This is a genomic window from Pelagibius sp., assembly GCF_965249265.1.
Taxonomy (GTDB): Bacteria; Pseudomonadota; Alphaproteobacteria; order Kiloniellales; family Kiloniellaceae; genus Pelagibius.
This window is the reverse complement of sequence record NZ_OZ252224.1, coordinates 4,681,810-4,706,214: the sequence shown is the minus strand read 5'-3', so window position 1 is coordinate 4,706,214 and position 24,405 is coordinate 4,681,810. Positions and strand designations below refer to the sequence as shown.

The 24,405-nt window shown below is 64.9% G+C and carries 25 protein-coding genes and 1 other RNA gene; 12 read left to right on the top strand and 14 right to left on the bottom strand.

Translation table 11 applies throughout. The annotated features are described in order from the left end of the window. Positions 1-51: 51 nt before the first annotated feature. The 6 genes from ACP146_RS21975 (at position 52) to ACP146_RS21950 (ending at position 5,756) form a co-directional block, all read left to right on the top strand. Positions 52-918 (top strand): AraC family transcriptional regulator, encoded by an 867-nt coding sequence (locus ACP146_RS21975; protein WP_422368891.1) that lies wholly within the window; start codon positions 52-54, stop codon positions 916-918. 116 nt (positions 919-1,034) lie between these two features. Beyond that, positions 1,035-1,129, top strand: an RNA gene (gene ffs / locus ACP146_RS21970) — signal recognition particle sRNA small type. Between the two features lie 83 nt (positions 1,130-1,212). Then, positions 1,213-3,102: a DNA polymerase III subunit gamma/tau gene (locus tag ACP146_RS21965; protein WP_422368890.1), complete on the top strand. Its 1,890-nt coding sequence runs from the start codon at positions 1,213-1,215 to the stop codon at positions 3,100-3,102. Further along, positions 3,099-3,422 (top strand): YbaB/EbfC family nucleoid-associated protein, encoded by a 324-nt coding sequence (locus ACP146_RS21960; protein ID WP_422368889.1) that lies wholly within the window; start codon positions 3,099-3,101, stop codon positions 3,420-3,422. The genes ACP146_RS21965 and ACP146_RS21960 overlap by 4 nt, the downstream gene beginning before the upstream one ends. Before the next feature lie 67 nt (positions 3,423-3,489). Then, entirely contained in the window at positions 3,490-4,134 is a 645-nt protein-coding gene (locus ACP146_RS21955; protein WP_422368888.1) for a recombination mediator RecR, read from the top strand. 248 nt (positions 4,135-4,382) lie between these two features. Continuing rightward, on the top strand, positions 4,383-5,756 hold the full coding sequence (locus tag ACP146_RS21950; RefSeq protein ID WP_422368887.1) for a DUF4139 domain-containing protein: 1,374 nt from the start codon (positions 4,383-4,385) through the stop codon (positions 5,754-5,756). 54 nt (positions 5,757-5,810) lie between these two features. On the opposite strand, the gene ACP146_RS21945 is transcribed toward ACP146_RS21950, so the two are convergent. Then, positions 5,811-6,929, bottom strand: coding sequence for a DNA recombination protein RmuC (locus ACP146_RS21945; protein ID WP_422368886.1), 1,119 nt, complete (start codon positions 6,927-6,929; stop codon positions 5,811-5,813). Between the two features lie 390 nt (positions 6,930-7,319). Between ACP146_RS21945 and def the strand changes: the two genes are divergently transcribed. From def to truA, 3 genes are read left to right on the top strand one after another with little or no spacing between them, the layout of a single operon-like run. Beyond that, the gene (gene def / locus ACP146_RS21940; RefSeq protein WP_422368885.1) at positions 7,320-7,856 is read left to right on the top strand and encodes a peptide deformylase; all 537 of its coding nucleotides are present in this window, start codon (positions 7,320-7,322) and stop codon (positions 7,854-7,856) included. 11 nt (positions 7,857-7,867) lie between these two features. Then, complete coding sequence (gene fmt, locus ACP146_RS21935) at positions 7,868-8,851, top strand: methionyl-tRNA formyltransferase (protein ID WP_422369684.1); 984 nt, start codon at positions 7,868-7,870, stop codon at positions 8,849-8,851. A 24-nt stretch (positions 8,852-8,875) separates the two neighbouring features. Continuing rightward, positions 8,876-9,664: a tRNA pseudouridine(38-40) synthase TruA gene (truA, locus tag ACP146_RS21930; protein WP_422368884.1), complete on the top strand. Its 789-nt coding sequence runs from the start codon at positions 8,876-8,878 to the stop codon at positions 9,662-9,664. On the opposite strand, the gene ACP146_RS21925 is transcribed toward truA, so the two are convergent. The 3 genes from ACP146_RS21925 to dapD all read right to left on the bottom strand — a co-directional run bounded on the left by ACP146_RS21925 (position 9,639) and on the right by dapD (position 12,422). Next, on the bottom strand, positions 9,639-10,283 hold the full coding sequence (locus ACP146_RS21925) for a hypothetical protein (protein ID WP_422368883.1): 645 nt from the start codon (positions 10,281-10,283) through the stop codon (positions 9,639-9,641). The genes truA and ACP146_RS21925 overlap by 26 nt on opposite strands. Positions 10,284-10,397: 114 nt before the next feature. Further along, positions 10,398-11,567, bottom strand: a complete 1,170-nt coding sequence (gene dapE / locus ACP146_RS21920) for a succinyl-diaminopimelate desuccinylase (protein ID WP_422368882.1) — start codon at positions 11,565-11,567, stop codon at positions 10,398-10,400. 9 nt (positions 11,568-11,576) lie between these two features. Next, a complete protein-coding gene (dapD, locus tag ACP146_RS21915) occupies positions 11,577-12,422 on the bottom strand; it encodes a 2,3,4,5-tetrahydropyridine-2,6-dicarboxylate N-succinyltransferase (protein WP_422368881.1) in 846 nt (281 codons plus the stop codon). 291 nt (positions 12,423-12,713) lie between these two features. Between dapD and ACP146_RS21910 the strand changes: the two genes are divergently transcribed. Together ACP146_RS21910 and ACP146_RS21905 are read left to right on the top strand one after the other, a co-directional pair. Continuing rightward, entirely contained in the window at positions 12,714-14,486 is a 1,773-nt protein-coding gene (locus ACP146_RS21910; RefSeq protein ID WP_422368880.1) for a sensor domain-containing diguanylate cyclase, read from the top strand. Further along, entirely contained in the window at positions 14,486-15,739 is a 1,254-nt protein-coding gene (locus ACP146_RS21905) for a DUF2336 domain-containing protein (protein ID WP_422368879.1), read from the top strand. Before ACP146_RS21910 ends, ACP146_RS21905 begins: the two co-directional genes overlap by 1 nt. A gap of 92 nt (positions 15,740-15,831) precedes the next feature. Here the strand turns inward: ACP146_RS21905 and ubiV are convergent, their stop codons facing one another. The 9 genes from ubiV to rpmH form a co-directional block, all read right to left on the bottom strand. After that, positions 15,832-16,728 carry a ubiquinone anaerobic biosynthesis protein UbiV gene (gene ubiV / locus ACP146_RS21900; RefSeq protein ID WP_422368878.1) on the bottom strand — a complete coding sequence of 299 codons (897 nt, stop codon included), beginning with the start codon at positions 16,726-16,728 and terminating at the stop codon, positions 15,832-15,834. Positions 16,729-16,754: 26 nt separating this feature from the next. Next, complete coding sequence (ubiU, locus tag ACP146_RS21895; RefSeq protein WP_422368877.1) at positions 16,755-17,762, bottom strand: ubiquinone anaerobic biosynthesis protein UbiU; 1,008 nt, start codon at positions 17,760-17,762, stop codon at positions 16,755-16,757. Positions 17,763-17,804: 42 nt separating this feature from the next. Continuing rightward, positions 17,805-18,347, bottom strand: coding sequence for a ubiquinone anaerobic biosynthesis accessory factor UbiT (ubiT, locus tag ACP146_RS21890; RefSeq protein ID WP_422368876.1), 543 nt, complete (start codon positions 18,345-18,347; stop codon positions 17,805-17,807). A 148-nt stretch (positions 18,348-18,495) separates the two neighbouring features. Next, entirely contained in the window at positions 18,496-19,401 is a 906-nt protein-coding gene (argB, locus tag ACP146_RS21885) for an acetylglutamate kinase (protein WP_422368875.1), read from the bottom strand. A 66-nt stretch (positions 19,402-19,467) separates the two neighbouring features. Further along, a complete protein-coding gene (gene yihA, locus ACP146_RS21880; RefSeq protein ID WP_422368874.1) occupies positions 19,468-20,145 on the bottom strand; it encodes a ribosome biogenesis GTP-binding protein YihA/YsxC in 678 nt (225 codons plus the stop codon). A 31-nt stretch (positions 20,146-20,176) separates the two neighbouring features. Then, positions 20,177-21,949: a membrane protein insertase YidC gene (gene yidC, locus ACP146_RS21875; RefSeq protein ID WP_422368873.1), complete on the bottom strand. Its 1,773-nt coding sequence runs from the start codon at positions 21,947-21,949 to the stop codon at positions 20,177-20,179. 26 nt (positions 21,950-21,975) lie between these two features. Continuing rightward, positions 21,976-22,275 (bottom strand): membrane protein insertion efficiency factor YidD, encoded by a 300-nt coding sequence (gene yidD / locus ACP146_RS21870; protein WP_422368872.1) that lies wholly within the window; start codon positions 22,273-22,275, stop codon positions 21,976-21,978. After that, a complete protein-coding gene (gene rnpA / locus ACP146_RS21865) occupies positions 22,272-22,706 on the bottom strand; it encodes a ribonuclease P protein component (RefSeq protein ID WP_422368871.1) in 435 nt (144 codons plus the stop codon). The genes yidD and rnpA overlap by 4 nt, the downstream gene beginning before the upstream one ends. 9 nt (positions 22,707-22,715) lie before the next feature. Then, positions 22,716-22,850 carry a 50S ribosomal protein L34 gene (gene rpmH / locus ACP146_RS21860; RefSeq protein WP_422368870.1) on the bottom strand — a complete coding sequence of 45 codons (135 nt, stop codon included), beginning with the start codon at positions 22,848-22,850 and terminating at the stop codon, positions 22,716-22,718. A 340-nt stretch (positions 22,851-23,190) separates the two neighbouring features. On the opposite strand from rpmH, the gene ACP146_RS21855 reads away from it, so the two are divergent. Further along, the gene (locus tag ACP146_RS21855; protein WP_422368869.1) at positions 23,191-23,928 is read left to right on the top strand and encodes a TVP38/TMEM64 family protein; all 738 of its coding nucleotides are present in this window, start codon (positions 23,191-23,193) and stop codon (positions 23,926-23,928) included. A 56-nt stretch (positions 23,929-23,984) separates the two neighbouring features. Here the strand turns inward: ACP146_RS21855 and ACP146_RS21850 are convergent, their stop codons facing one another. Then, a complete protein-coding gene (locus ACP146_RS21850; protein ID WP_422368868.1) occupies positions 23,985-24,392 on the bottom strand; it encodes a hypothetical protein in 408 nt (135 codons plus the stop codon). Positions 24,393-24,405: the final 13 nt, after the last annotated feature.

Sequence of the window (24,405 nt, the reverse complement as noted above, 5' to 3'; positions counted from 1 at the left end):
GCTGCAACCGCGATCAAGCGCCCGGAAGCGGCAGGGCGTATAAGTGAGGCTATGGCTTCTTGTGAAGACAGGCTGGTGAGTGCGGTGAACCCGGTGGGCAAAGCCATCTGGTTTATTGAAACGCGTTTCGCCGACGCCGTCTCTCTCGACGACATCGCTGGAAACGTCGGAATCTCGCGTTACCAGATGTCGCGCGCCTTCAGCCTGGCCACCGGCTGGTCGCTGGTGCGCTACCTGCGGGGCCGCCGTCTGACCGAGGCGGCCCGCTCGCTGGCCGGCGGGGCACCGGATATTCTGGCGGTCGCCCTCAATGCCGGCTACGGCTCGCACGAAGCCTTCACCCGGGCGTTTCGCGACCTCTTCGGATTGACCCCGGAGCAGGTTCGGGCCCGTGGCGATCTCGACGCCCTCGCATTGGTGGAGCCTCTCAAGATGGATGAGAACTTTGTAGACGGTTTGGAACCGACACGCTTTGAAGACAGTAAAGCATTGCTCGTTGCCGGCCTGGGCGCCCGCTACGATTGGGAATCCAGCAAGGCCATCCCCGCTCAATGGCAGCGCTTTGTTCCCTATTACGACAATCTGGCCGGCCAGGTCGGCCAGATGACCTACGGGGTCTGCTGCAACAGCGACGGAGCCGGCAGCTTCGATTACATCTGCGGTGTTGAAGTCACCGATTTCTCGCAGTTGCCCGAGGAATTCAGCCGCGTGCGCATTCCGGCGCAGCGCTATGCGGTCTTTACCCATCACGACCATATCTCGACGATACGGCGGACCGTCAACACGATTTGGAACAAATGGCTTTCCGAGTCCGGCCATGAAGTGGCCGATTCGCCTGATTTCGAGCGCTATGACGAGCGATTCGACCCACAGACAGGCAACGGCGCGGTCGAAATCTGGATCCCCATCAAGGCATAGCCGCCCTTGGAGAGCCGGCTGCCCGCCGGCCGGCCGCGGGGTCTGTCAGGAGCCTTTTCCGGGGCTTCCGACCCCCTTGCCCTGACGCCTGGGATACCCGATATTAGCGGTGGGAGGTTGGCTGCGGACGTATCGCTCGCCAACCCGGTCAGGTCCGGAAGGAAGCAGCCGTAACGAGTTTCCGATGCGGGTCGTTTGTCCAGCCTCCCACCCTGAAAGCCTTGATCGGGCCAATCCGCGCGGTCCTTCGGCTGTCAGGATAGACCCCCGGCAAGCCCTCCACCCGGAAGCCTTATGAGCGACGCCAGCAGCGACAGAGACGAAAACAGCCTCTATCGGGTGCTCGCGCGCAAATACCGCCCCACGACCTTCGAAGACCTGGTCGGCCAGGAAGCGCTGGTGCGTACCCTGACCAACGCCATCGACACCGGCCGTCTGGCCCATGCCTTCATCCTCACCGGCGTGCGCGGGGTCGGCAAGACCACCACGGCGCGGATCATCGCCCGGGCGCTCAACTGCGTCGGGCCGGACGGCGAGGGCGGGCCGACACCGGCGCCCTGCGGGGTCTGCGACCAGTGCGTCGCCATTGCCCAGGACCGCCATGTCGACGTCATCGAGATGGATGCGGCGAGCCGCACCGGCGTTGCCGATATCCGCGAGTTGATCGAGGGTGTGCGCTATCGCCCGGTGCAGGCGCGCTACAAGATCTACATCATCGACGAAGTGCACATGCTCTCCAACAGCGCCTTCAACGCGCTGCTGAAGACCCTGGAAGAACCGCCCGAGCATGTGGTCTTCATCTTCGCGACCACCGAAATCCGCAAGGTGCCGGTCACCGTGCTGTCGCGCTGCCAGCGTTTCGACCTGCGCCGCCTGACCCAGGACGACCTGCAGGGGCTGTTCAGCGGCATCGCCGCCAAGGAAAGCGTCACCGTCGAGGAGGAGGCCCTGGCGATGATCGGCCGGGCCGCCGACGGCTCGGCCCGTGACGGCCTCTCCCTGCTCGACCAGGCGATCGCCCTGGGCGGCGGCAAGGAGGTTCTGGCCGATCAGGTCCAGGCCATGCTGGGCCTTGCCGACCGGGCCCGCATCTTCGACCTCTTCGCGGCGGTGGTGCGCGGCAAGGTGCCGGAAAGTCTCGAAATCCTGGGCGATCTCTATGCGGCCGGTGCCGACCCGGCGGTGGTCATGCAGGACCTTCTGGAGCTGGCCCACTTCCTGACCCGGGCCAAGCTGGTGCCCGCCACTCTGGCGGCGCCGGGACAGCCGGAGACCGAGCGCCTGCGCGGCCGAGAGCTTTCTGAAAGCCTCAGCCTCGCCAGCCTGGCGCGGATATGGCAGATGCTGCTGAAGGGCCTGGGCGAAGTGCAGACCGCACCGATCCCGCTGCAGGCCGCGGAGATGGCCCTGATCCGTCTGGCCTATGCCAGCGACCTGCCCAGCCCGGCGGAACTGGTGCAGCGCCTCAATGGCGCGGCCACGGGAGGTGCAGCGCCGGGCAGTGCAGCGACGGGCGCCGGTGCGGGTACGGCAGCAAGCGGCTCGCCGGCGGCCTCCGAACCTGCGGCTTCTGCCGAACCGGCATCACCGGCAACGGCTATGTCGCCGCCGCCGATGGTTTCGGCGGAGCGCGGCCTGCCGGTTTCCGACGGCGCCCCCCAGGCGGCGCTTGCGCAGCCTTTGGCGCATCCTCTGGCCGAGCCTGCACCCTACGAAGATCCCGAACCTCAGCTCCAGGACCAAACGCCGCCGGTTTCCGTGAAGCCACAGCCGAAGAGTTTTGCCGAAGCGGTGGCCCTGGTACGGGCGCAGCGCGAGACCATTCTCGCCAACCACCTGATGGACGACGTGAATCTCGTGCGTTTCGAGCCCGGCCGTATTGAAATCTGTGTACGCAATGCCGCGCCGCCGAACCTTGCCAGCCGTTTTGCCGCGGTGCTGGAGCAGGCCTGCGACAGCCGCTGGATCATCTCCATCTCTCAGAAGCCCGGCGCGACGACCCTGCGGGAGCAGGAGCGCGAGGAAGAGGCCGGCAAGCGCGCCGCCGTGATGCAGCATCCGCTGGTGAAATCGGCGCTGGAGGTTTTCCCGGAGGCCGAACTGGTGGCCCGCCGCGATCCTCAGGAGGTATCGGCTGCGGCGCCGGCGGAGAATGAAAACGGGGAAGGAGAGCAGGACGCATGAAGAACCTCGGCCAGATGATGAAGCAGGCCCAAGAGATGCAGGCCAAGATGAGCGAGATGCAGGAGAAGATGGCCGAGCTGGAGGTTTCCGGCCAGGCCGGGGCCGGCATGGTGAAGGCCACGCTGAACGGCAAGTCGGAACTGCGCGGCCTGAAGATCGATCCTTCGCTGGTCGACCCCAATGACGTCGAGGTGCTTGAGGATCTGATCGTCGCCGCGGTCAACGATGCCAAGGTGAAGGTCGAGGCGAGGGTTGCCGAGGAGATGCAGAAGGTGACCGGCGGGCTTTCCCTGCCGCCGGGCATGAAACTGCCGTTCTGATTTGAACCCAAGACTTTGAATTCACGACGCCTTTGTCCAGATTTCGTCCTGCCAAGGCTGCCGTCTTATGATCGCCGGTGATCTCGAACGATTGATCCAGTTGCTTGCCCGCCTGCCGGGCCTCGGCCCGCGCTCGGCGCGGCGTGCCGTGCTGCACCTGATGAAAAAGCGCGAGGCGCTGATGCTGCCGCTGGCCGACGCCATGGCCCGGGCCGCCGACTCCATCGCCATCTGCTCCAACTGCGGTAACCTCGACACCAGCGATCCCTGCGGCATCTGCCGGGACCCCAAACGCGACCCGAAGCTGCTCTGTGTGGTGGAGGAGGTGGCCGACCTCTGGGCGCTGGAGCGCAGCGGCGCCTTCAAGGGCGGCTATCATGTGCTGGGCGGCACGCTCTCGGCCATTGACGGACGGGGCCCGGATCAATTGAACCTCGCCCGGCTGATCGAGCGGGTGAGGCAGGGCCAGGGCGCCACGCCGTCGGGTTCGGACGATGCCGGGACCGCAGAGACCGCCCGGATAGAGGAAGTCGTCCTGGCGCTTTCGGCCACCGTCGACGGCCAGACCACAGCCCATTACATCGCCGAGCGCATGGCCGACAGCGGCGTCAGGCTCTCGCGCCTCGCCCATGGTGTACCGGTGGGCGGCGAGCTGGATTACCTCGATGACGGCACTTTGAACGCGGCCATGAAGGCGCGGCGGCCAGCCTGACATTCATCTTCTTTTTGGGGATGCTTCGGGCGCCGTCTCTCGTATAGCAGAGACAGATTTCGGATTGGTCCTATCACAGTCTCGCCGCAATTCTTCGGCAACTTTGCGGTTGCCGCCAGCGTTCGTAGCTCTGTCCAAGATTTTTATAGTGAGGTATTCCGACCATGGCTTCTCTCCCATGTTTTTTATGTCACGGGCGCCGGCCGCGATCCGCGTTTTTCAGCCTTGCCACAGCTTGCGCGCTCGCCTTGGCATTGACTGCGCCGGCTACAGCCGGGGCGGCGGAGACCAAGCTCACGGCGGAGAATCGCTCGGCCCTGGCCCTGACGGTCTACAGCAACGATCTGGCGATGATCAGCGAGGAACGCCGGGCAAGCCTGCCTGCCGGTGAGGCGCTGCTGGCCATTGAGGACGTCAGCGACCGGCTGCGGGCCGAGACGGTGCTGCTCGGCGGCGCGGGTGTGACGTTGCTGGAGCAAAGCTTCGTCGTCGATCTGCTGACGCCGCAACGCCTGCTGGAATCCGCGTTGGGCAAGACCGTCAGTCTGATCCGCACCCATCCGCAGACCGGTGAGGACCGGGTGGTGGAAGCGGAGGTCCTGTCGCTGGCCGGTGGTGTGGTGCTGCGCGTCGACGGGCGGATCGAAACCACGACGCCGGGCCGCATCGCCTTTGCCGAGATTCCGGCGGGTCTGCGCAGCGAACCCGCCCTCCTGGCCCGCCTGGCGGTGGCGGAGGCCGGCGAGAAGAGCCTGCGCCTCGACTACCTGACCTCCGGGCTTTCCTGGCGGGCCGACTATGTGGCGCGCCTCAATGCGGCGGAGGACCGCATGGACCTCTCCGCCCTGGTCACTCTCACCAACGCAACCCGCAGCGACTACCGCGATGCCGCTCTGCGTCTGGTGGCCGGGGATGTGAACCAGACCAACGCGGTGCCGCTTTCCCAGCCGAAGTTCAGGAACGAAATGGTGGCGATGTCGGCCCCAGCCGATGCGATTGCGCCGCCGCAGTCCGCCTCGGACCGCTATGTCTATCCGGTGAACCGGCCCGTCACGCTGCTGCGCGGCGAAACCAAGCAGGTTCCGCTGATGAGCGCCGAGGGCGTGGCGGTGAAACGCGAGTACCGCTTTGACGGCCTTGCCAACGGCAACGCCCGGTCCGGGGAGATCGGGCCGGTCTCCGCCGATCTGGTGCTTGAGATCGAGAATGCCGAAGCCCTCGGCCTCGGGGCGCCGCTGCCGGCGGGCGTGGTGCGGATCTACGGGCCGGGGCCGGGGAATGCGCCGCTTTTCCTGGGCGAAGACTTCCTGGCCCAGACGCCGGAGGGCGAGAAGGCCCGGCTGCGTATGGGCAGCGCCTTCGATGTCACCGCCCGGGCAAGGAGCACGGAGTTCGAGCGGCTGTCGAACCGCAGCTACGAGACCGCCCAGGCCATCACCGTAAAGAATGCCAAGGACCAGCCGGTGGAGGTTCTGGTCGGTGGTTCCATGCCGCAGGGCTGGACGATGCTGGAAGAAACCCAGCCCCACGAGGAGGAGACGGTGAATCGGATTGTCTGGCGCCTGCAGGTGCCGGCGGGTGGCGAAACCGAGCTTCGCTACCGCGTCAGAGTCTCGAATTAATCTATAACAAGTTAATCGAGGTCAATTTGCGTGATTAACTCATTTTAGATTAAGTCAGTGCGTGGTGATTTGGGCCGGGGCGGTCGCCGTGGACTCGAGGGCCGCTTCGGCTTCCGCTTCCTCCAGCTCCAGTTCGCCGATCTTTTCGCCGCGGCGCAGGATCTTGCCCGATGAGGTGCGGATTTCCAGGATGTCGCGGCGGGCGTGCTCGAAGTGGGCTTCCAGGTTGTTCACCCGCTTATCCAGGCGCCCGACGTCCTGCATCATCTTGGCGACCTCGGCCTGGATGATGCCGGCCTGCTCGCGCATCCGCACGTCCTTCAGCACCGCCCGCACGGTATTCAGCGTGGCCATCAGGGTGGTGGGGGAAACGATCCAGACCCGGGCCTTGTAGGATTCCTCCACCACGGCGCGGAAGTTGGCGTGGAGTTCGGCATAGACCGCCTCGCTGGGCAGGAACAACAGGGCCGATTCCGCCGTTTCGCCGGGGATGATGTAGCGCGCCGCGATGTCCTGGACGTGGCGGCGCAGGTCCTGGGCGAAACGGCGCCGGGCCGGGACGGCCTGGCCTTCGTCGTTGCCGGCGGCGCGCAGGGCTTCGTAGCTCTCCAGCGGAAACTTGGCATCGATGGCGATCGGGCCGGGCGGATTGGGCAGTTGCAGCAGACAATCCGGCCGCCGCCCGTTCTTCAGCGTCGCCTGGAAGGCATAGGCCGAGGGCGGCAGCGCCGCCTCCACCAGGTCGCGCAACTGGATCTCACCGAAAGCGCCGCGGGCCTGCTTGTTGGCCAGGATGTCCTGCAGACCCACCATCTGCCCGGAAAGCTCGGTCAGATTCTGCTGGGCCTTGTCGATCACCGCCAGCCGCTCCCGCAGGTCGGTGAGCGCCGTCTGGTTTTTGGTCGCGGTTTCGGTCAGGCGGTCCCCGACCCGCTTGGAAAAGCCCTCCAGCCGGTCTTCCATGGCCTTGGCCAGCAGCCGCTCCTGGGCCTGCAGCTGCTCGGCGATCTGGGTCTGCACGGCGGTCTGGCTGTCGGCCATCTGGGCCAGGCGGCCGGTCAGGGTCGCCAGCTCGCCGTTGCCCCTCGGCCGCCGGTTGATGATCAGGAACAAGCCGAGAACAGCAACGGCGGTGCCGACGGCCAGGGCAACGAGAATCACCAGCGAATCCATGGTGCGACTCCGGGAAAGAACAGAACGCGAATCGCAAACTATCATGATTCCCCGGTGGGACCTATGGTCGGCGGGGACAGGGGTGGAACAGGCCGCTCAGGTTGCGTGGCAGGGTGGCTTGATTTTCGGCAGGGGTTATCGCCTTGGTTGCCGCAGTGTCGTCCCGTGACGGGCGACTTGACGGCGGCCGGTCCAGGCAATACCTAGTGCTTGATAGGGTATTGCTTAGCCCCAGGCGCTGTATTCTGATAGAAATCGGTTCTGCAAGCTCCGGAAGACCGTCAGTCCGGTGCGCAACTGTCAGGTGAGTGTCGACAAGGGCCGGACGCCGGTTCTGTCTCAGCGCTGCAAAGCCCGGCAACTGCAAGAAAAGTGAACAACGGCCCCGATATGGCTCTGCTTCCCATCATCACCGCACCCGACCCGCGCCTAAAGAAGGTTTGCACGCCCGTCGAGACCGTGGATGCCGATATCCGCCGCCTGATGGATGACATGCTGGAAACCATGTACAACGCCCCCGGCATCGGCCTGGCGGCGCCGCAGGTCGGGGTTCTGAAGCGGGTCATCGTGGTCGATGTGGCGGCGGAGGATCAGCCCCGCGCGCCGCTCTGCATGGCCAATCCGGAACTGATCTGGGTTTCCGACGACGATGCGACCTATGAAGAGGGCTGCCTCTCGTTGCCGGAGCACTATGGCGATGTCGTCCGCCCGGCGGCCATCAAGCTGCGCTATCTGGACCGCGAGAATGAAATTCGTGAGATGGATGCAGACGGGCTGCTCGCCACCTGCATCCAGCACGAGATGGATCACCTCGACGGCATCCTCTTCGTCGATCATATGACCGCCCTGAAGCGCAATATGATCCTGCGCAAGCTGCTGAAAGCCAAAAAAGCCGACAAGCCGCTCGCGAGCTACGCGACCGCGTGAGCCTGGCGCCCATGGCCTCCTCCAACGGCGCCTCGACCACCGACAACTCCGCCTATCCCCTGCGTCTCGCCTTTATGGGGACACCGGACTTTGCCGTGCCTGCCCTGCAGGCGCTGGCGGATGCCGGCCATGACATTGTCGCCGTCTACAGCCAGCCGCCCCGGCCTGCCGGCCGTGGCCAGAAAGACCGTCTCTCGCCGGTCCAGGCGCTGGCCGAGTCCCGGGGCTGGCCGGTCCGGACCCCGACCAGTCTGAAGACCGCCGAGGCGCAGCAGGACTTCGCGGCGCTGAAGCTGGATGTGGCGGTGGTGGCGGCCTATGGACTGATCCTGCCGCCCGAGATTTTGGAAGCGCCGCGCCTCGGCTGCTTGAACATCCATGCCTCCCTGCTGCCGCGCTGGCGCGGGGCGGCACCCATCCAGCGGGCCATCCTGGCCGGCGACCGCGAGACCGGCATCACCATCATGCAGATGGATGCGGGCCTGGACACCGGCGCCATGCTGCTTCAGGAAAGCCTGCCGATCTATCCGGAAACCAATGCGCAGCAGCTTCACGATGCGCTGGCCGAGCTGGGCGGCCGAATGATCGTCCACGCCCTGGAAGACTGTGGCAACAGCCGCCTTCTGCCCCAGGCACAGCCCGATTTCGGCGTCACCTATGCCGACAAGGTGCAAAAGGCCGAGGGGCATCTGGACTGGACCTTGGCCGCTGCGGAGCTGGACCGTCGTGTCAGGGCCTTCACTCCCTGGCCCGGCGCTTTCTTCGAGGCCGTGAAGGGCGGTAAGCAGGAACGCATCAAGGTGCTGGCGGCCGAGCCGTTGCCTTACGGCGGGTCGCCGGGCGAGGTTCTCGACCAGGGGCCGACGATTGCCTGCGGCGCCGGCTCCCTGCGGCTCTGGCAACTGCAGCGCGCCGGGCGCGGAGGGATGACCGCGGAGGCTTTTCTGCGTGGGTTCCCGCTTCCCACCGGCAGCCGGCTGCCGCTGACCCACTGAGTTATCGCGAGCGATCCGCACCCCGTGACCCGTTACCAGATCATCATCGAATACGACGGCGGCGGCTTTGTCGGCTGGCAGCGTCAGGACAACGGCCCCTCGATACAGGCGGCCCTGGAAGAGGCGGTCTACGGCTTCTGCGGCGAGACGGTGCTGGTCGAAGGCGCCGGGCGTACCGATGCCGGGGTTCACGCCCTGGCGCAGTCGGCGCATTTCGACCTGGCGAAGGACACCACCGCCGATACCGTAATGGCGGCGGTGAACTTCCATCTGAAGCCGGCGCCGGTGGTGGTGGTCGCGGCGCGGGCGGTGCCCAACGACTTTCATGCGCGCTTCTCGGCGATCCGGCGCGCCTATCTTTATCGCATCGTCAACCGCCGCGCGGCGCCGGCGTTGGACGCCGGGCGCGCCTGGTTCGTGCCGCAGCCGCTGGACGCGGCGGTGATGCACCAGGCGGCCCAGGTGCTCGTCGGACACCACGACTTCACATCTTTCAGGGCCAGTGAATGCCAGGCCAAGTCGCCGGTGAAGACGCTCGACCGGCTGACGGTCGAGGCCTTTGACAGGGGACCTTCCGGTACCCTGATCGAGATCCGCGCCGAGGCCCCCTCCTTCCTGCACCACCAGATTCGCAACTTCGCCGGCAGTCTGAAGCTGGTGGGCGAAGGCAAATGGACCGCAGACGATCTGAAAGCAGCGTTGGAGGCGCGCGATCGCCGGGCCGCGGGCCCGACCGCCGCTGCCGCCGGTCTCTACCTGACCGAGGTCGGCTATCCCGACGAAGCTTTCAGCCAGGTTCCGGAGGGGCGCTGAGTTCCCATCGCTCAGTTCTGAGTTCTTCCAGCTTTGCGGCCTTGCGCTTGATCTCCTGTTCGATGAGTTCAGCCATGCCCTCAGGGAACGGTTCGTCCACATCAATAGGATTCAGATCGCTGCCTGATACCCTCAAAGACTTGAAGACGGCGACATGTCGAATATAGGCCACCAGCTTTTGTGTTAGCTCTTCGTTTTCACTGATGAGATGAAAGTTGCTCTCGACTATGCCAACGGCTTTTTCATGATTGGGTATCAGGAATTGTTCTTCAACGACTTGTCCAGCTTTGGTGGGCAGAAGACTGTCACCGTCGTATAGCGAGGGAACCCGGTCCCAAACGGCGTCGTCATTCTTCATGCAGAGCGAAATTGGCCAATAGAATCTCTCCAATTGTTGCTCAAGGAAGACAATTCTCTCGTTGATTTCCGTCTTATGCTTTTCCGTTTTTAAGTCGGCAATCTTTTCTTCCAAAGCGTCCCTTCTTTGCTGAGCTCTTTGCTCAGATTCTGTCTTCTTTTTGTAGAGGTGCCAGAACAAGAAGAGGATTGCGCCAATAAAGAGCTTATCGACAACCAAGACAATGATCTCTTGCCCAGTTTCTGTAGCCCAGAAAGCCATAGTGCCCCCATGCGGTTTGAGTTAGCTGCAACAAGTGGAATTGCAACCTATGGCATATTAAATCTGGCTTCCAGACCTACTAAGGGAGGTGGCGGAGAGGTTCTCCGCTGCACATCAAGGAGCCGCGTGGCGATCCAGCAGGCTGCGGTAGATGGCGGTGAGGGCGGCGAGGTCTTCCAGACTGACCTGCTCATCCACCTTGTGGGCCGTCGCGTTCAGCAGGCCCAGTTCGGCGATGGTGCAGTGGTCCTTGATGAAGCGCGCGTCGGAAGTGCCGCCGGTGGTGCCGAGTTCCGGCGCCTCGCCGGTCACGTCCTTTACGGCGGCGGAGACCAGGTCGCTCCAGGGGCCGGGCGGGCAGAGGAAGGACTCGCCTGAAACCCGGATCGCCAAGTCGTAGGCGGCGCCGCTGGAGCGGTCGATGGCGCCGTCGAGGCGCTGGCGCAGCCAGGCTTCCACCCCGGCGCTATCGTGGAGGTCGTTGAAGCGCACGTTGAAGCGGGCTTCGGCCTTGGCCGGGATCACGTTGGTCGTCGCATTGCCGACGTCGACAGTGGTGATCTGCAGGCTGGAGGGCGGGAAGTGCGCGTTGCCCTGGTCCAGAGGTTCGGCGACCAGAGCGGCCAGCATGCGCGACAGGTGATGGACCGGGTTGTCGGCCAGTTGCGGATAGGCGGTATGGCCCTGGGTGCCGGAGACCGTCAGCACCGCGTTCAGGCTGCCGCGGCGGCCGATCTTCACCATGTCGCCCAGGCGGTCGTTGCTGGTCGGCTCCCCCACCACGCAGGCATCGAGGGCTTCGCCCTGTTCGCCGAGCCAGCGCAGCACCTTGCGGGTACCGTTGATAGCGACGCCCTCTTCATCGCAGGTGATCAGCAATGACAAAGAGCCCTTGGGCTTCCCGCCTTCGGCCAGGAAGCCGCCCATAGCCGCGACGAAGGCGGCGATCGATCCCTTCATGTCGACGGCGCCGCGGCCGTAGAGCCGGCCGTCGCGCACCTCCGCCGCAAAGGGGTCGACGCTCCAGTCCTTTGGGTTGCCGACCGGGACCACGTCGGTGTGGCCGGCAAAGCAGAGGTTGGGGCCGCTGTCGCCCAGCCGGGCATAGAGGTTGTCCACCCGCGGGCTGTCGTCTTCTGCGAAGGGCAGGCGATGGCAGCGGAAACCGAGATCGCTCAGGACGTCCTGCAGCACATCCAGGCTGCCGGCTTCATCCGGCGTGATGCTGGGGCAGCGGATCAGCGCTTGCGCCAGTTCCAGGGTGTCGATCTTGGCCGGTGCCATGACGGACAATCAGTCGCGCAGCAGGTCGTTGATCGAGGTCTTGGCGCGGGTGCGCTCGTCGACCTGCTTGATGATCACCGCGCAGTAGAGGCTGGGGCCCGGGCTGCCGTCGGGCAGAGGCTTGCCCGGCAGGCTTCCCGGCACAACCACGGAATAGGCCGGCACCCGGCCCATGTAGACCTCGCCGCTGTGGCGGTCGATGATCTTGGTCGAGGCGCCGATATAGACGCCCATGGAAAGCACCGAGCCTTCTTCGACGACGACACCTTCGACCACTTCGGAGCGCGCGCCGACGAAGCAGTTGTCTTCGATGATCACCGGACCGGCCTGCAGCGGCTCCAGCACGCCGCCGATACCGGCGCCGCCGGAAAGATGGACGTTCTTGCCGATCTGGGCGCAGGAGCCGACGGTGGCCCAGGTGTCGACCATGGTGCCGCTGTCGACGTAGGCGCCGAGATTGACGAAGCTCGGCATCAGCACGACCCCGGGGGCGATGTAGGCGGAGTGGCGCACGGTGCAATTCGGCACCGCGCGGAACCCGGCATCGCGAAAACGGTTCTCGCCCCAGCCTTCGAACTTGGAGGGCACCTTGTCCCACCAGTGGGTCGACTGACCGGCGCCGCCGGGAATCATCGCCATGTCGTTCAGTCGGAAGGAGAGAAGGACCGCCTTCTTCAGCCACTGGTTGACCTGCCAGCCCTCGGCGGTCTTTGCGGCAACCCGGTAGGTTCCGGAATCGAGGCCGTCGAGCGCCTCTTTCACCGCATCGCGGATTTCGCCGGTGGTGCCGGTGTTGACGGTGTCACGGGCTTCCCAGGCATTCTCGATGATGCCCTTTAAGTCTTCAGTTTGCATGGAGTCCTAGCGTGATTCTGGGCCTGATTCTGGCAGCTTGATCTGGCACCCCGAAAGTGGGGCGGTTACGGATGCATCGCGCGGACCGGAACATGCGTTAGGCTTGCGGCCGTGTCAATTCCCGCCGATCCGCGGGGATGCCTCCCCGGCCATGGTTAGCGGGGGGTTAAGTCTCTGACAATGCCTGCAAATTGACACGGCCGGGGCCTCTGGCATTTAAGCGCATCTTAACGGCGGAGAGCGCATTTTGGGCCCGCACAAACGTCCAACCCGTCCCTGAAGAGAGGTCCCATGGCACGCTCGCCCGTGGCACCGAGCCCGGCAAGCGATGAAGAAGTGAACAACAAGGACGGCGGGATCTTCGGCGACGGGGACTCGCCGCACTCCCTGTTGGCCAGCGGCGGCGTGCTGGAACAGTATCCCGGTGCGGTTCTTCTGAGCGGTCACAACGGCATTGTTCTGCATGCCAACGATCAGGCCCAGCCGATCGCCGATCTGATGAAGTCGCCGGGTCACGAAGAACTGCGCGAGGCGGTTCGTGCCGCCATCATGGGAACCGCCGCCCAGGTGAATCCGCTGGTCGTGACGACGCGCGAAGCGGAAAAGACCATCGAACGCGCCTTTGACGTTACCGTGCTGCCCTGGAGCGAAGGGGCGGCGGCCCTGCTGCTGGGGCGCGACGTCACCCTGGAGCGCAGCCTGCGTTCCGCACTCATCGAATCGCGGCAGCGCTACAAGGACCTTGTCGAGATTTCGAACGACTTTGCCTGGGAAACCGATGGCGAAGGGCTGTTCGCCTTTGTCTCCCCGCAAGGTGCGCTGGGCTATACGGCCAGCGAGCTGGTGGGGCGTCCGGCTGCCGAGCTGCTGCTCGACGAAGATGTCCTCGACAAAGACTCCGGCGCGCGCAGCCCCTTTGCCGCGCGCGAACCGGTGGAGGCTGCCGAGCTTTGGGTGCGCGGCGCCGGCGGTGAGAGTCTCTGCCTGCTGTCGACCGCCCAGCCGTTGACCGGCGAGGGTGGCGTCTGGATGGGCGCGCGAGGCGTCTGCCGCGACATCACCCAACTGCGCCGCCACGAGGCCGAGCTTGCAGAGTCGCAGAACCGCGAGCGCCTCTTCTCTTACATCGTGAACATGGTTCGCCGCGAGTTGGAGCCGGCGCGCATGCTCGGCGCCACTGCTGAGGCGTTGATGCCGGCGCTGGACTTGACCGGGACCTCCATACACGGCTTCGTCGAGGGCGAACTCGGTGCGGCCCTGGCGCTCTCCGGCCGGGCTGCCGATGGCAACGACCTGGCGGCCCTTGCCGAGCTTTTGTCTTCCGAGAAGCCGACGGCGGAGTTGCAGCGCCGCGGTGCGACGATCCTGGTGCGGGCAACCTACTTCCGCGAAAAGGCCAACGGGCTGCTTTGCGTCTGGCGCGACGGCGGCGTGCAGGGCTGGAGCGCCGGCGACCGCTCGCTGCTGGACAACATCTCCGGTCAGGTCGGCATGGCGATCGAACAGTTGGCGCGGCAGACGGAGATGGAGGTTCTCTCCATGACCGATCCGCTGACCGGTCTGGACAACCGCCGCAGCTTCACCGCCAAGCTGGAGAAGCGCTTTGCCGCCGAGGGCGGCTCCCGCGCTTCCGATACCGGTGCGCTCTTCTATGTCGATCTCGACAACTTCAAGCAGGTGAACGACCGCCATGGTCATCAGCGCGGCGACGAGGCGCTGCTGGACGTTGCCGCCTTGCTGAAGGAGCAGACGCGCGCGGGCGACCTGGCCGCACGCCTGGGCGGAGACGAATTCGCACTTTTCCTGGCGGACATGGATCATGCCGCGGCGGAGCGCAAGGCGAAGCTGCTGCTGGAACTGGCGGAACGTTTGCGGATCTATTCAGGCGATGCCGATCATCCGCTCGGCATTTCCCTGGGCATCGCCCTGCATGAAATGAAAAAAGGCGAAAGCCTGGAGTCCCTGATGCGGCGCGCTGACGAAGCGATGTACGGCGCCAAGCGGGCGGGCAAGCACAGTCTCAACTTCGCACCGGCGTTCGACCGCCGCAAGGCAGGGCAGTGATGGTCTTCGGCCTTCTCAAGAAAAAGCTGCCGGCGGAGCTGTCCTACACCGAGAGCAAGGAACTGGCGGAGACCGGTTCCGACCGGGACCGCGCCAAGCTGGCCTCGCGCAGCGACCTGCGTCCGGAACTGCTCTACTACCTCTCGCAAGATTCCTCGTCCGAGGTGCGTCGGCGCATTGCCGCCAATGAGCATACGCCGCGCCAGGCCGACCTCATGCTCGCCAATGATGCCGACGAAAAGGTGCGCGCCGAATTGGCGTCGAAGGTGGCGGAGCTGACAAAGCAGGAAGACAAAGGAACGCAGGAAAAGGCCCAGCGCTTTGTTGAGCAAACCCTAGAGGTTCTGGCGAAGGATCAGGCCGTCAAGGTGCGCCAGATCCTCGCCGAGACGCTGAAGTCGGTGGCCAACGCGCCGCCGCAGGTGATCGGACAACTGGCCCGCGATGCCGAGGACGTTGTCGCCTGTCCGATACTCGAATTCTCGCCGCTGCTGACCGACGAGGACCTGCTCGACATTATTGCGGGCAGCAGCGCCCGCGCCCGGCTCTGTGCGATCTCGCGGCGCGACCAGCTCGGCGAGGTGGTGTCCGATGCCATCGTGCAGCGCGACGACCGCAAAGCCATCGCCGAGTTGCTTGCCAATCCCTCGGCGCAGATTCGCGAGGAAACGCTGGATGCGCTGATCGACGGCTCCGTGCAGGAGACGGCCTGGCAGCCGCCGCTGGTCGATCGTCCGATCTTACCGGCCAAGGCGGTGCGCAAGCTGGCGTCCTTCGTGGCCGCGGCCTTGCTGGAGCGTCTGAAGAACCGCGAAGACCTGGACAAGGAGACCGCCGAGGCGGTGGCCCAGGAAGTTCAGCGCCGGGTCGCCGAAACGGCGGAGGAAGAAGAACCATCCGAATCGCCGGAGGCGGAAGCGGCCCGCCTGTTCAAGGCGAATGAGCTGACCAACGAGGTGCTCGGTGATGCAATCCTGGCCGGCAAGCGCGATTTCGTGCGTCACGGTCTGGCGCTGCGGGCCAAGGTGGGCGTCGACTTTGTCGACCGAATTCTGAACGGTCACTCGGCAAAGGGCATCACCGCTCTCGCCTGGCGTGGCGACTGTGGCATGCGCCTGGCGCTGCAACTGCAGACCAACCTGGGCGGCATTCCACCGAACAAGGCCTTGCGCGCCCGCGACGGCAGCGATTATCCGCTGACGACCGAGGAAATGGAGTGGCAGCTGGACTTCTTCTCCAGCCTCACCGACTGATCCGCTCTATACCTAAAAAACAGAGCAGACCCCGCCGAGTTTGACGAATCGCTCACGCGATTCCGTCAAACTCGGATCTGCTCTGGGCGGGGTCACTGCGCAACCGCGCGCCATCCCGCGTCCCCTGCCAGATAGCCGTTGCAGGCTGCCCCCGGCAGCGGCATTGCGTGCAAGCGGGCGGCGGTCTCTTCAACGGAGCACTCCCCGTCCAGCAGCGCCCGGTAGTGACCGGTAACCTCGACCATATCGAGCGTGTGAGGAGAGAGGCGCAGCCGGCCGATTCCCGATTGCGCAAGATCGGCGGCGGTCAAGCTTGCCAACTGGCAGCCGCTCGACAGGGTCTGGATGCCGTTGACGGCCAGGAAACGCTCTCCCTCCAGCGTTTCCACCTCCATGCCGTCGGGGTCCCGGTCACAGACGAACTGACAGGAGTCCTTGCTCAGGCCGTGCGCGCGTGCGTGGTAGCAGCGCCCCGAAAGAGCCAGAGGCAGGCGTCCGAAGGCGAAGAGTTCGACCGTTACGCCGGGGTTGGCGGCTGCGGCTGCTTCGATCGAGGAGAGCGGCAGTTCGACGGGTGGGCACCAGTCGGTTGCGCCCTGTTCGGCGAGATGTGCGAGGCTTGATTCGTTGTAGACGTTCAGGAAGGGCCCGGCCACAAAAGGCCGCCCGGCGCGCGCGGGCAGGGCCGAGAGATCGTTGATTTCAATCGGCAGATCCTGTTCGGCGAGTTCCATGACGGCCCGCCTTTCCGGCCCCTTCGCGGGCAGGGCGAGGGTCGAGAGGACCACTGTCTTGCCGGCCCTGGTGAGCCGGTCCACGGCTTCGGGCCAGACCTTGTTCAAAAACGGCATACGTTTGCCGCAAACCACTTCGCCGAGATAGACGCGGTCGACGGCGGCCTCGTCGGCAATGCGGGCATAGAAGTCGGTAAACCTCTCGGCGGACCAGTTGAAGAAACAGGGTCCAAGCGCCAGTTCGATCTTGGCCATCGGTTGTGTCCTTTGGTGCTGGGTCTCTAACGCCAGGTTTTGCGGTAGGCGCCGGTGGTTTGCCGGCCGCCCTCGGTTAGGGCGGTCAGCGCCTCGGACAGGTCGTTCGCCTTGCCGTCGTCGGCCAGATCCTCGACCGCCTTGCGAAAGGCCCTGACCACGCTGCCGATGTAGGCCTTGCCGCGCTGCCGTCCTTCGATCTTCACGGCGGTGACCCCGGCTTCCTGGAGCCCGGGCAGAAGGGCCGCGGCATTGAGGCTGACCGGGTCCTCGAACAGGTAGCCGGCCTTTCCCTTGGCGCAGAACTGACCTTTGCAGAGCGTCGGGTAACCCGCTGGCTCTCCTTCATCGAAACGGTCGATGGTGAACCCGCCCAGCCGCGCCAGGAGACTCCGGTCCGGGGCTTTTTCGTAGACGACATGATCCGGTGGCGAACACACGCCGGTCAGGTTCGGCGATTTTCCCGTTGCATAGGAAGACAGGGCGCAGCGCCCTTCGGTCATGACGCAGAGCCCGCCGAAGACGAAGGCCTCGGTTTCAACCGCCACCTCCTGATTGAGTCGGGCGATCTCTTCGACCGAGAGAACGCGCGGCAGCACCACCCGGCGGACCCCGAAGGTTTTCTGATAGTAGCCGATCGCCTCCGGCGTATTGGCCGCCGCCTGGACCGAGAGGTGCAGCCGCAGATCCGGATAGCGTTTGGCGGCGTAGTCGAGAACCGCCAGGTCGGCGGCGATGACGGCATCGGCGCCGCAGGCCTGTGCCACGTCCACCGCGCGGGTCCAGATGGCGGTCGCGCCGGCACGGGCGAAGGTATTGACGGCGAGCAGCAGCTTCGCCCCCTTGCCGTGGGCATAGCGGACGGCTGTTGCCAATTCGTTTTCGGAAAAGTTCAAACCCGGAAAGTTGCGGGCATTGGTCTCGTTGTTGAGGCCGCAGTAGACCGTGTCGGCGCCGGCATCGACGGCGGTGCGCAGAGCGGCCGGTGTTCCAGCAGGGCAAACGAGTTCGAGGCGCTTTCTTCTGGCGGGCATGGATTCCATCGCGGTATCGGTTCGGGAGACTGGGCTGAAGGGCTAGACGGGCAGTTTTTGCGGCGCCGGCGCCTGTACAAGCCGGCGCGCGCCCGACAGAAGCTCCGCTGCGGCCCGGTTGACAAGATCCGCCGCAGGACCGACGAGACCGGCGAATTCCGCCGGGGTCAGATCCGCCTGTTCAAGGGTGTTGCGCAGTGCAAGGACGTGTTCCGTATCGCCTTCGATGACCAGGTCCCGGGAAAAGAACAAGGCATCGCCGTCATAGGTTCCGTCCAGCAGCCCCAGCAGGATCAACAAGGGGGCCCGTATCCTGGCCGCCGCCTTTTCCGCCTCCCCGGCCGTCACGACGTCGACCCGGGCGTTTGCACCGTCCAGGCTCACGCGGAACGAAAACGGCAGGTCGCTCGGCATGACCGCAATCGGCACCCGGGCGGTGGGGCCGAGGCGTTCGATCAGATCGCTGCGCCGAACGGCAATGCGCCGCACCGCCCGGGTCAGCAAGACCGCGAGGGGCAGCTTCGGCGCCGGACGCAAGAGAGTCTTTACCAGCTTCGGCAGCTCGCCGTCCTTGAATGCAGTCATGATCATCACCTTCGCCAATCGACACTGTCGGATTTACCCAGGGTCAGCTTAGGCCTGGCGCTGGGCGGCGGTCCTTGATGAAGCTCAAGTCCGGTTCGGATGAATCGTGTTTTTTGGAGAAGCCCCGTTGACCGGGACAGGGTCGGCTCTAGCGGTGCACCAGGGTGCCGATGCCGCCGCCGGTGAAGATTTCCAGCAGCATCGAATGGGGCAGGCGTCCGTCCAGGATGACCGCGGCCTCGACGCCGTTCTCCACCGCCTTCACGCAGGTTTCCAGCTTCGGGATCATGCCGCCGTGGATGGTGCCGTCCTGCCGCAGGGCCTCGACCTGGCCGGTGTTCAGCTCCGGCATCAGTTCACCGTCTTTGTCGAGCACACCGACCACGTCAGTCAGCATCAACAGACGCGAGGCGCCGGAGGCCGCGGCAATGGCGCCCGCCGCCGTGTCGGCGTTGATGTTGTAGGTCTCGCCCTTGGGCCCGATGCCGATCGGCGCGATAACCGGGACCAGCCCGGATTCCTGCAGCGAGGTGAGCACCCGGGGGTCGATCAGGCTCGGTTCCCCGACAAAGCCGAGATCGAGCACCTTCTCGATATTGGAATCCGGGTCCCGGGTGGTGCGGCTCAGTTTCTGGGCCTGGATCAGATTGCCGTCCTTGCCGGAAAGGCCGACCGCCCGTCCGCCCGCGGCATTGATGGCCGAGACGATGGACTTGTTGATGGTGCCGGAGAGCACCATCTCCACCACCTCGACGGTCTTGGCATCGGTGACCCTGAGGCCGTCGACGAACTCGGTCTGCACCGAAAGGCGCTCCAGCATGCGGCCGATCTGCGGGCCGCCGCCATGCACCACGATGGGGTTCACCCCGACCTGCTTCATCAGCACGATGTCGCTGGCGAAGAGGGCGGCCAGTTCCTCGTCGACCATGGCATGACCGCCGTACTTCACGACGAAGGTCTTGCCGGCATAGCGGCGCATGAAGGGCAGCGCCTCGGAGATTGTCCGGGCCGTGCGCAGCCAGTGCTTGGTATCGCTGATGTTCTTCCGACTCATGCTCTAAACCCCCGGCCCCGGAGAAGGATCGACCCGGCTGGCGAATCGACTGAGGCCGGCGCCACTTTACTCTGCGCCGGGCGGTTCGGCCAGCGCCGCCAGGGCGGCGCGAAGCTGGTCGATTCCGGCGCCGCTTTCGGAAGAGGTGACCAGGCAGACTGGATGGGCGGCGGGTCTTTTCGCCAGGGCGGCGCCGGTCTCCTCGACCATCCGGGCCAGGGGGCCGGGTTTCATCTTGTCCGCCTTGGTGAGCACCACCTGATAGGAAACCGCGGCGCTGTCCAGTTCGTCCATGACCTGCTTGTCGCTTGCCTTCAGCCCATGGCGCGAGTCGATGAGCAGACAGACCCGCCGCAGTTGGGCCCGTCCCTTCAGATAACCACGGGTCAGCTTGGTCCAGCGTGCGATATCGGTCTTCGAAGCCCGGGCGTAGCCGTAGCCCGGCAGGTCCACCAGGATCAGCCGCCCGCCGAGTTCGAAAAAGTTCAACAGCCGCGTGCGGCCCGGGGTGTTGGAGGTGCGGGCCAGCGCCTTGTGCCCGGTCAGCGCGTTCAGCAGGCTCGATTTCCCGACGTTGGAGCGGCCGGCGAAGGCCACCTCGTTCAGGGCAAAGGCGGGCAACTGCGCTTCGTCCGCCGCCGAGATCAGGAAATTGCATGCGCGCGAGAACAGCAGGCGCCCAGCCTCCAGGGCGGCGGCCTCGGCGGCTTCCTCTTCCGGGTCCCTGGGGGCGTTCTCAGTCATGGCGTCCGGGCGGAACTTCGCCCGATTCCCTTTAGGTGCTGGTCGGCTGCTTCGGCGTGCCGCTGCCGAGCGGCACCCCGGCGCGCTTCATGATGATCGCCTGCTGGGCCATGGAGAGAATGTTGTTCCAGGTCCAGTAGATCACCAGACCGGCCGGGAAGGTGGCCAGCAGGAAGGTGAACATGATCGGCATCATCAGGAAGATCTTGGCCTGCACCGGGTCGGGCGGCTGGGGGTTCAGCTTCTGCTGCAGGAACATGGAAATGCCCATCAGCAGCGGCCAGACGCCGATGTTCAGAAGGTTCAACAGGCCCAGGTCCGGCGCACCCCAGGGCAGCAGGCCGAAACCGTTCAGGATGGTGGTCGGATCCGCCGCGGAGAGATCGTGGATCCAGCCGAAGAAGGGGGCGTGCCGCATCTCGATGGTGACGTACATCACCTTATAGAGGGCGAAGAACACCGGGATCTGAATCAGGATCGGCAGACAGCCGGACAAGGGGTTGGCGCCCTCGCGTTTATAGAGCGCCATCATTTCCTGATTGAGCCGCTGCTTGTCCTCGCTGAAGCGTTCGCGCAGGTCCATCATCTCCGGCTGCAGCTTGCGCATCTTGGCCATCGACTTGTAGGACTTGTTGGCCAGCGGGAAGAAGACCAGCTTCACGGCGATGGTGAGCAGCAGGATGGCGACACCGAAGTTGCCGACCTGCGCGTTCAGCCAGTGAATGGCGTAGAACAGCGGCTTGGTGAGGAAGTAGAACCAGCCGAAGTCCACGGCCAGATCGAAACTCACAATCCCAAGCTCGTCCCGATAGGCGTCCAGCTTTACGACTTCCTTGGCGCCGGCGAAGAGGCGGCTGGTGGTCTCCAGGCTGCCGCCCGCCGGCACGCTGGCGGCACTGTAGAGAAAGTCGGCCTGGTAGCGGTCCTGGTTCGACGGCTGGGTGTAGACGAAACGAGTCTTTACAGCCTGATTCTGATCGGGGACCAGGGCCGCCAGCCAGTACTTGTCGGTGATGCCGATCCAGCCGCCGGTGGTGGGGTGATCGATGACCACTTCCTGGCCTTGGAAGTCGTCCTTCAGATCGTCGTAGTCGATCTCGCGGAGCTGCTCGTCGAGAAAGCCGATCGGCCCTTCATGGAGAATGTAAAAACCCAGAATGTCCGGCGTGCCGGTGCGGGAGACCAGCCCGAAAGGCGCCAGTTCGACGGCGTCTGTGCCTGAATTCGTCACCCGCTGGGTGATGGTGAAGAGGTATTCGTCGTCGACCGAGATAACCTGTTCGAAGACCAGTCCGGCACCGTTGTCCCAGCTCAGCGTCACCGGATCGCCGGGGGCCAGCGGGCCGCCGTCTGTCTGCCAAAGGGTTTCGGCATCGGGCACCGCCACGCCGCTGCCCGGATTGGCCGCCCAGCCGAAGCGCGAGAAGTAGGGGTTGGCCGAGCCGGTCGGCGACAGCAGGGTGATGTTGGGGCTGTCCTCTTCCAGAGTTTCCTTGAACTGGGTGAGGATGAGATCGTCGATCAGCGCGCCGCGCAGCGCCACGGAGCCGGTGAGCCGCGGGGTGTCGATGGACAGCCGCGGGCTGATCCCGATCACCTCGTCCCGGGAGGGAACGGCCGCACCGCCGGTCGATGGGACGCCGGGGATCGAGGGCACGCTGCCCGCTGTTGCCGGGGCACCGGTTTCGCCGGAAGTCGCCGGATCGGGCTGGGGCGTCAGGGGCTGCTGCGGGAACAGATAGTTGAAGCCAAAGAGGATGACCACCGAGAGGACGATCGCCAGCAGGAGATTGCGTTGTTCCATAAGACTCGTTCGGCTCCCAGGTGGCCTTAGCGGCCCGATTGGTGATCTAGATGGCAACAGTCCGGGCGCCGGCCAAGCCCGGATGTGACATTTTCAGTGGATTTCTTCTCCGGCACCGGGTCGTAGCCCCAGCCGGCCCAGGGGTGGCAGCGCGCGAGGCGGCGCAGTGTTAGCCAGGAACCGCGCAGCGGGCCGTGGACCGTCACGGCCTCGCGGGCATACTCCGAACAGGTCGGCAGATAGCGGCAGCACGGCGGGAAGAAAGGGGATACCAGGAACTGGTAGCCGCGGATCAAGACCAGAAGCAGCAGGCTGACCAGCTTCATAGCCTTGCCTCCCGGCCGTCTTTTGAGGGTCGGCCAGGGCCTTTGCGGTCCAACCGTATGATGGCCTGCTCCAGATCCTTCATGAGATCGGGAAAGGGCCGTTCGAGCGTGCCGAGGCGGCCGATCACGACATAATCGGTGCCGCTGCGCCCCAGGCGCGGAAAGACCGCCGCCGCCGCGGCGCGCAGGCGTCGCTTGGCCCGGTTGCGGACCACCGCATTGCCGACGCGACGCGTCACCGTAAAGCCAACCCGCACGTCCGGCTCTCCAGGATCTTTGGTAAGGGTTTCAGGCACTTCAGGCGCTGCCCGGTCTTCGCCGCGTCTGCGCCTTGCTGCCTGTAAAACAAGGCCCGGCGTGGCCCATTTATGCTTGGCCGCCGCGACCTTTAGAAATTGAGGTCGTGTCTTGAGCCGCCCAACGGTCGGCATCACGACACCCTAGGCGGAAAGGCGCTTGCGGCCTTTGGCGCGCCGACGAGCGAGGACGCGACGCCCGCCAACGGTTCCCTTGCGTGCGCGGAACCCGTGGCGGCGCTTGCGGACCAGCTTTGAGGGCTGATAGGTGCGCTTCACGGTAAGTCTCCAATACCAGGCTGACTCTTGAATGGACGGGGCTGTATAAGGGCGGGCCCGGGCTCTGTCAACGACCGCAGACGCCGGGATCGGGGTTTCTTTTCCGGCTTTGGCCGGCCCGCCGGGCCCGCCCCCGGCTCCCGGCCCACAACCCGGCCTCACACCTTGGTGACTGGTGGTCAGTGCAGACAGGGGCTAAAACCGCTGACAGGTTCGGTTTTGCGCCGCTCACAAGCAACCCCGAACGCCGTGCTGCGGCCCCCAAAGCGCCCAGATGGGGACCGTTTCAGCATTTCGTTAACCATGTTCCGCCTAAGGTTGGAACCTGTGGGGAGCAGCAATGACCGAACCCAGCCATGACAGCGCCAAAAAGGGTTTTTCCCTTGGTCGTCTGATCCCGATCCTCATCCTCTTGGCGGGGCTGGCGGCCTTTTTCCTGTTCGGCCTGAACGATTACGTCAGTTTTGATGTCTTGCGGGACAACCGCGCCAACCTTCTCGATCTCGTGGCGCGCTACGGCATCGTTGCCGGCCTCTGCTTTATCGGCGTCTATGCCCTGGTGGCCGCATTCTCGATCCCCGGCGGAGCGCTTCTGACCATAACCGGCGGATTTCTCTTCGGGCCGGTCTTCGGCACCATCTACGTGGTGATCGGGGCCACCCTGGGGGCAAGTGCCCTGTTTCTGGCGGCGCGCTACGCTTTTGCCGATTTGCTGCGGGCCAAGGCCGGGGCGGCGATCCGCAAGATGGAAGACGGTTTTCGCGAGAATGCCTTCAACTATCTGCTGTTGCTGCGCCTGGTGCCGTTGTTTCCCTTCTTCGTGGTCAACCTGGTGCCGGCCTTCCTCGGGGTGACGCTGCGGACCTATGTGGTTGCCACCTTCATCGGCATCATTCCCGGCAGCTTCGTCTATGCCCTGGTCGGCAACGGCCTGGGGGCGATTTTCGACCGCGGCGAGGTGCCGGACCTCGGCGCCATCTTCCAGCCGCAGTTCCTGGCGCCGATCCTGGGGCTGGCGGTCCTGGCGGTCATTCCGGTGATCTACAAGAAGATGAAGGACCGCAAGAATAGGGTGTGATCTGCCCGTTCTCCGAACAGGGCTGTGACTGAAATGAGGCGGTTTTTCACGGTTTTTCACAGAAAGTTGAAGCAGATCGCCGGAGCGTGATTCGTGTTTGATCGCGCATCTGACCATTCTCTGAGAACCGGCAGACGACGGCCCCCCATCGGCGGCCAGCCGGATCGGAAGGCGCCCGGGTGCGGGCGCCGCAACAGATCGATCAAGCTTGGAGGCTTAACCACGATGCTGAAGAAAACCCTTGTTGCGCTGAGCGTTGCCACTGTTTCCGCCGGTGCGGTGGCGCTGCCGCTCGCAGCAGCCAATGCCGCCGATACCTCGGTGCAGATCGCTGCCTGCAATCCCTGTGCTGCAAACGCCTGCAATCCCTGCGCCGTGAAGAAGAAGGCGGCCTGCAACCCCTGCGCGGCGAACCCCTGCAATCCCTGCGCGGCGGCGAACCCCTGCAATCCTTGCGCGGCCAAGAATCCCTGCAAC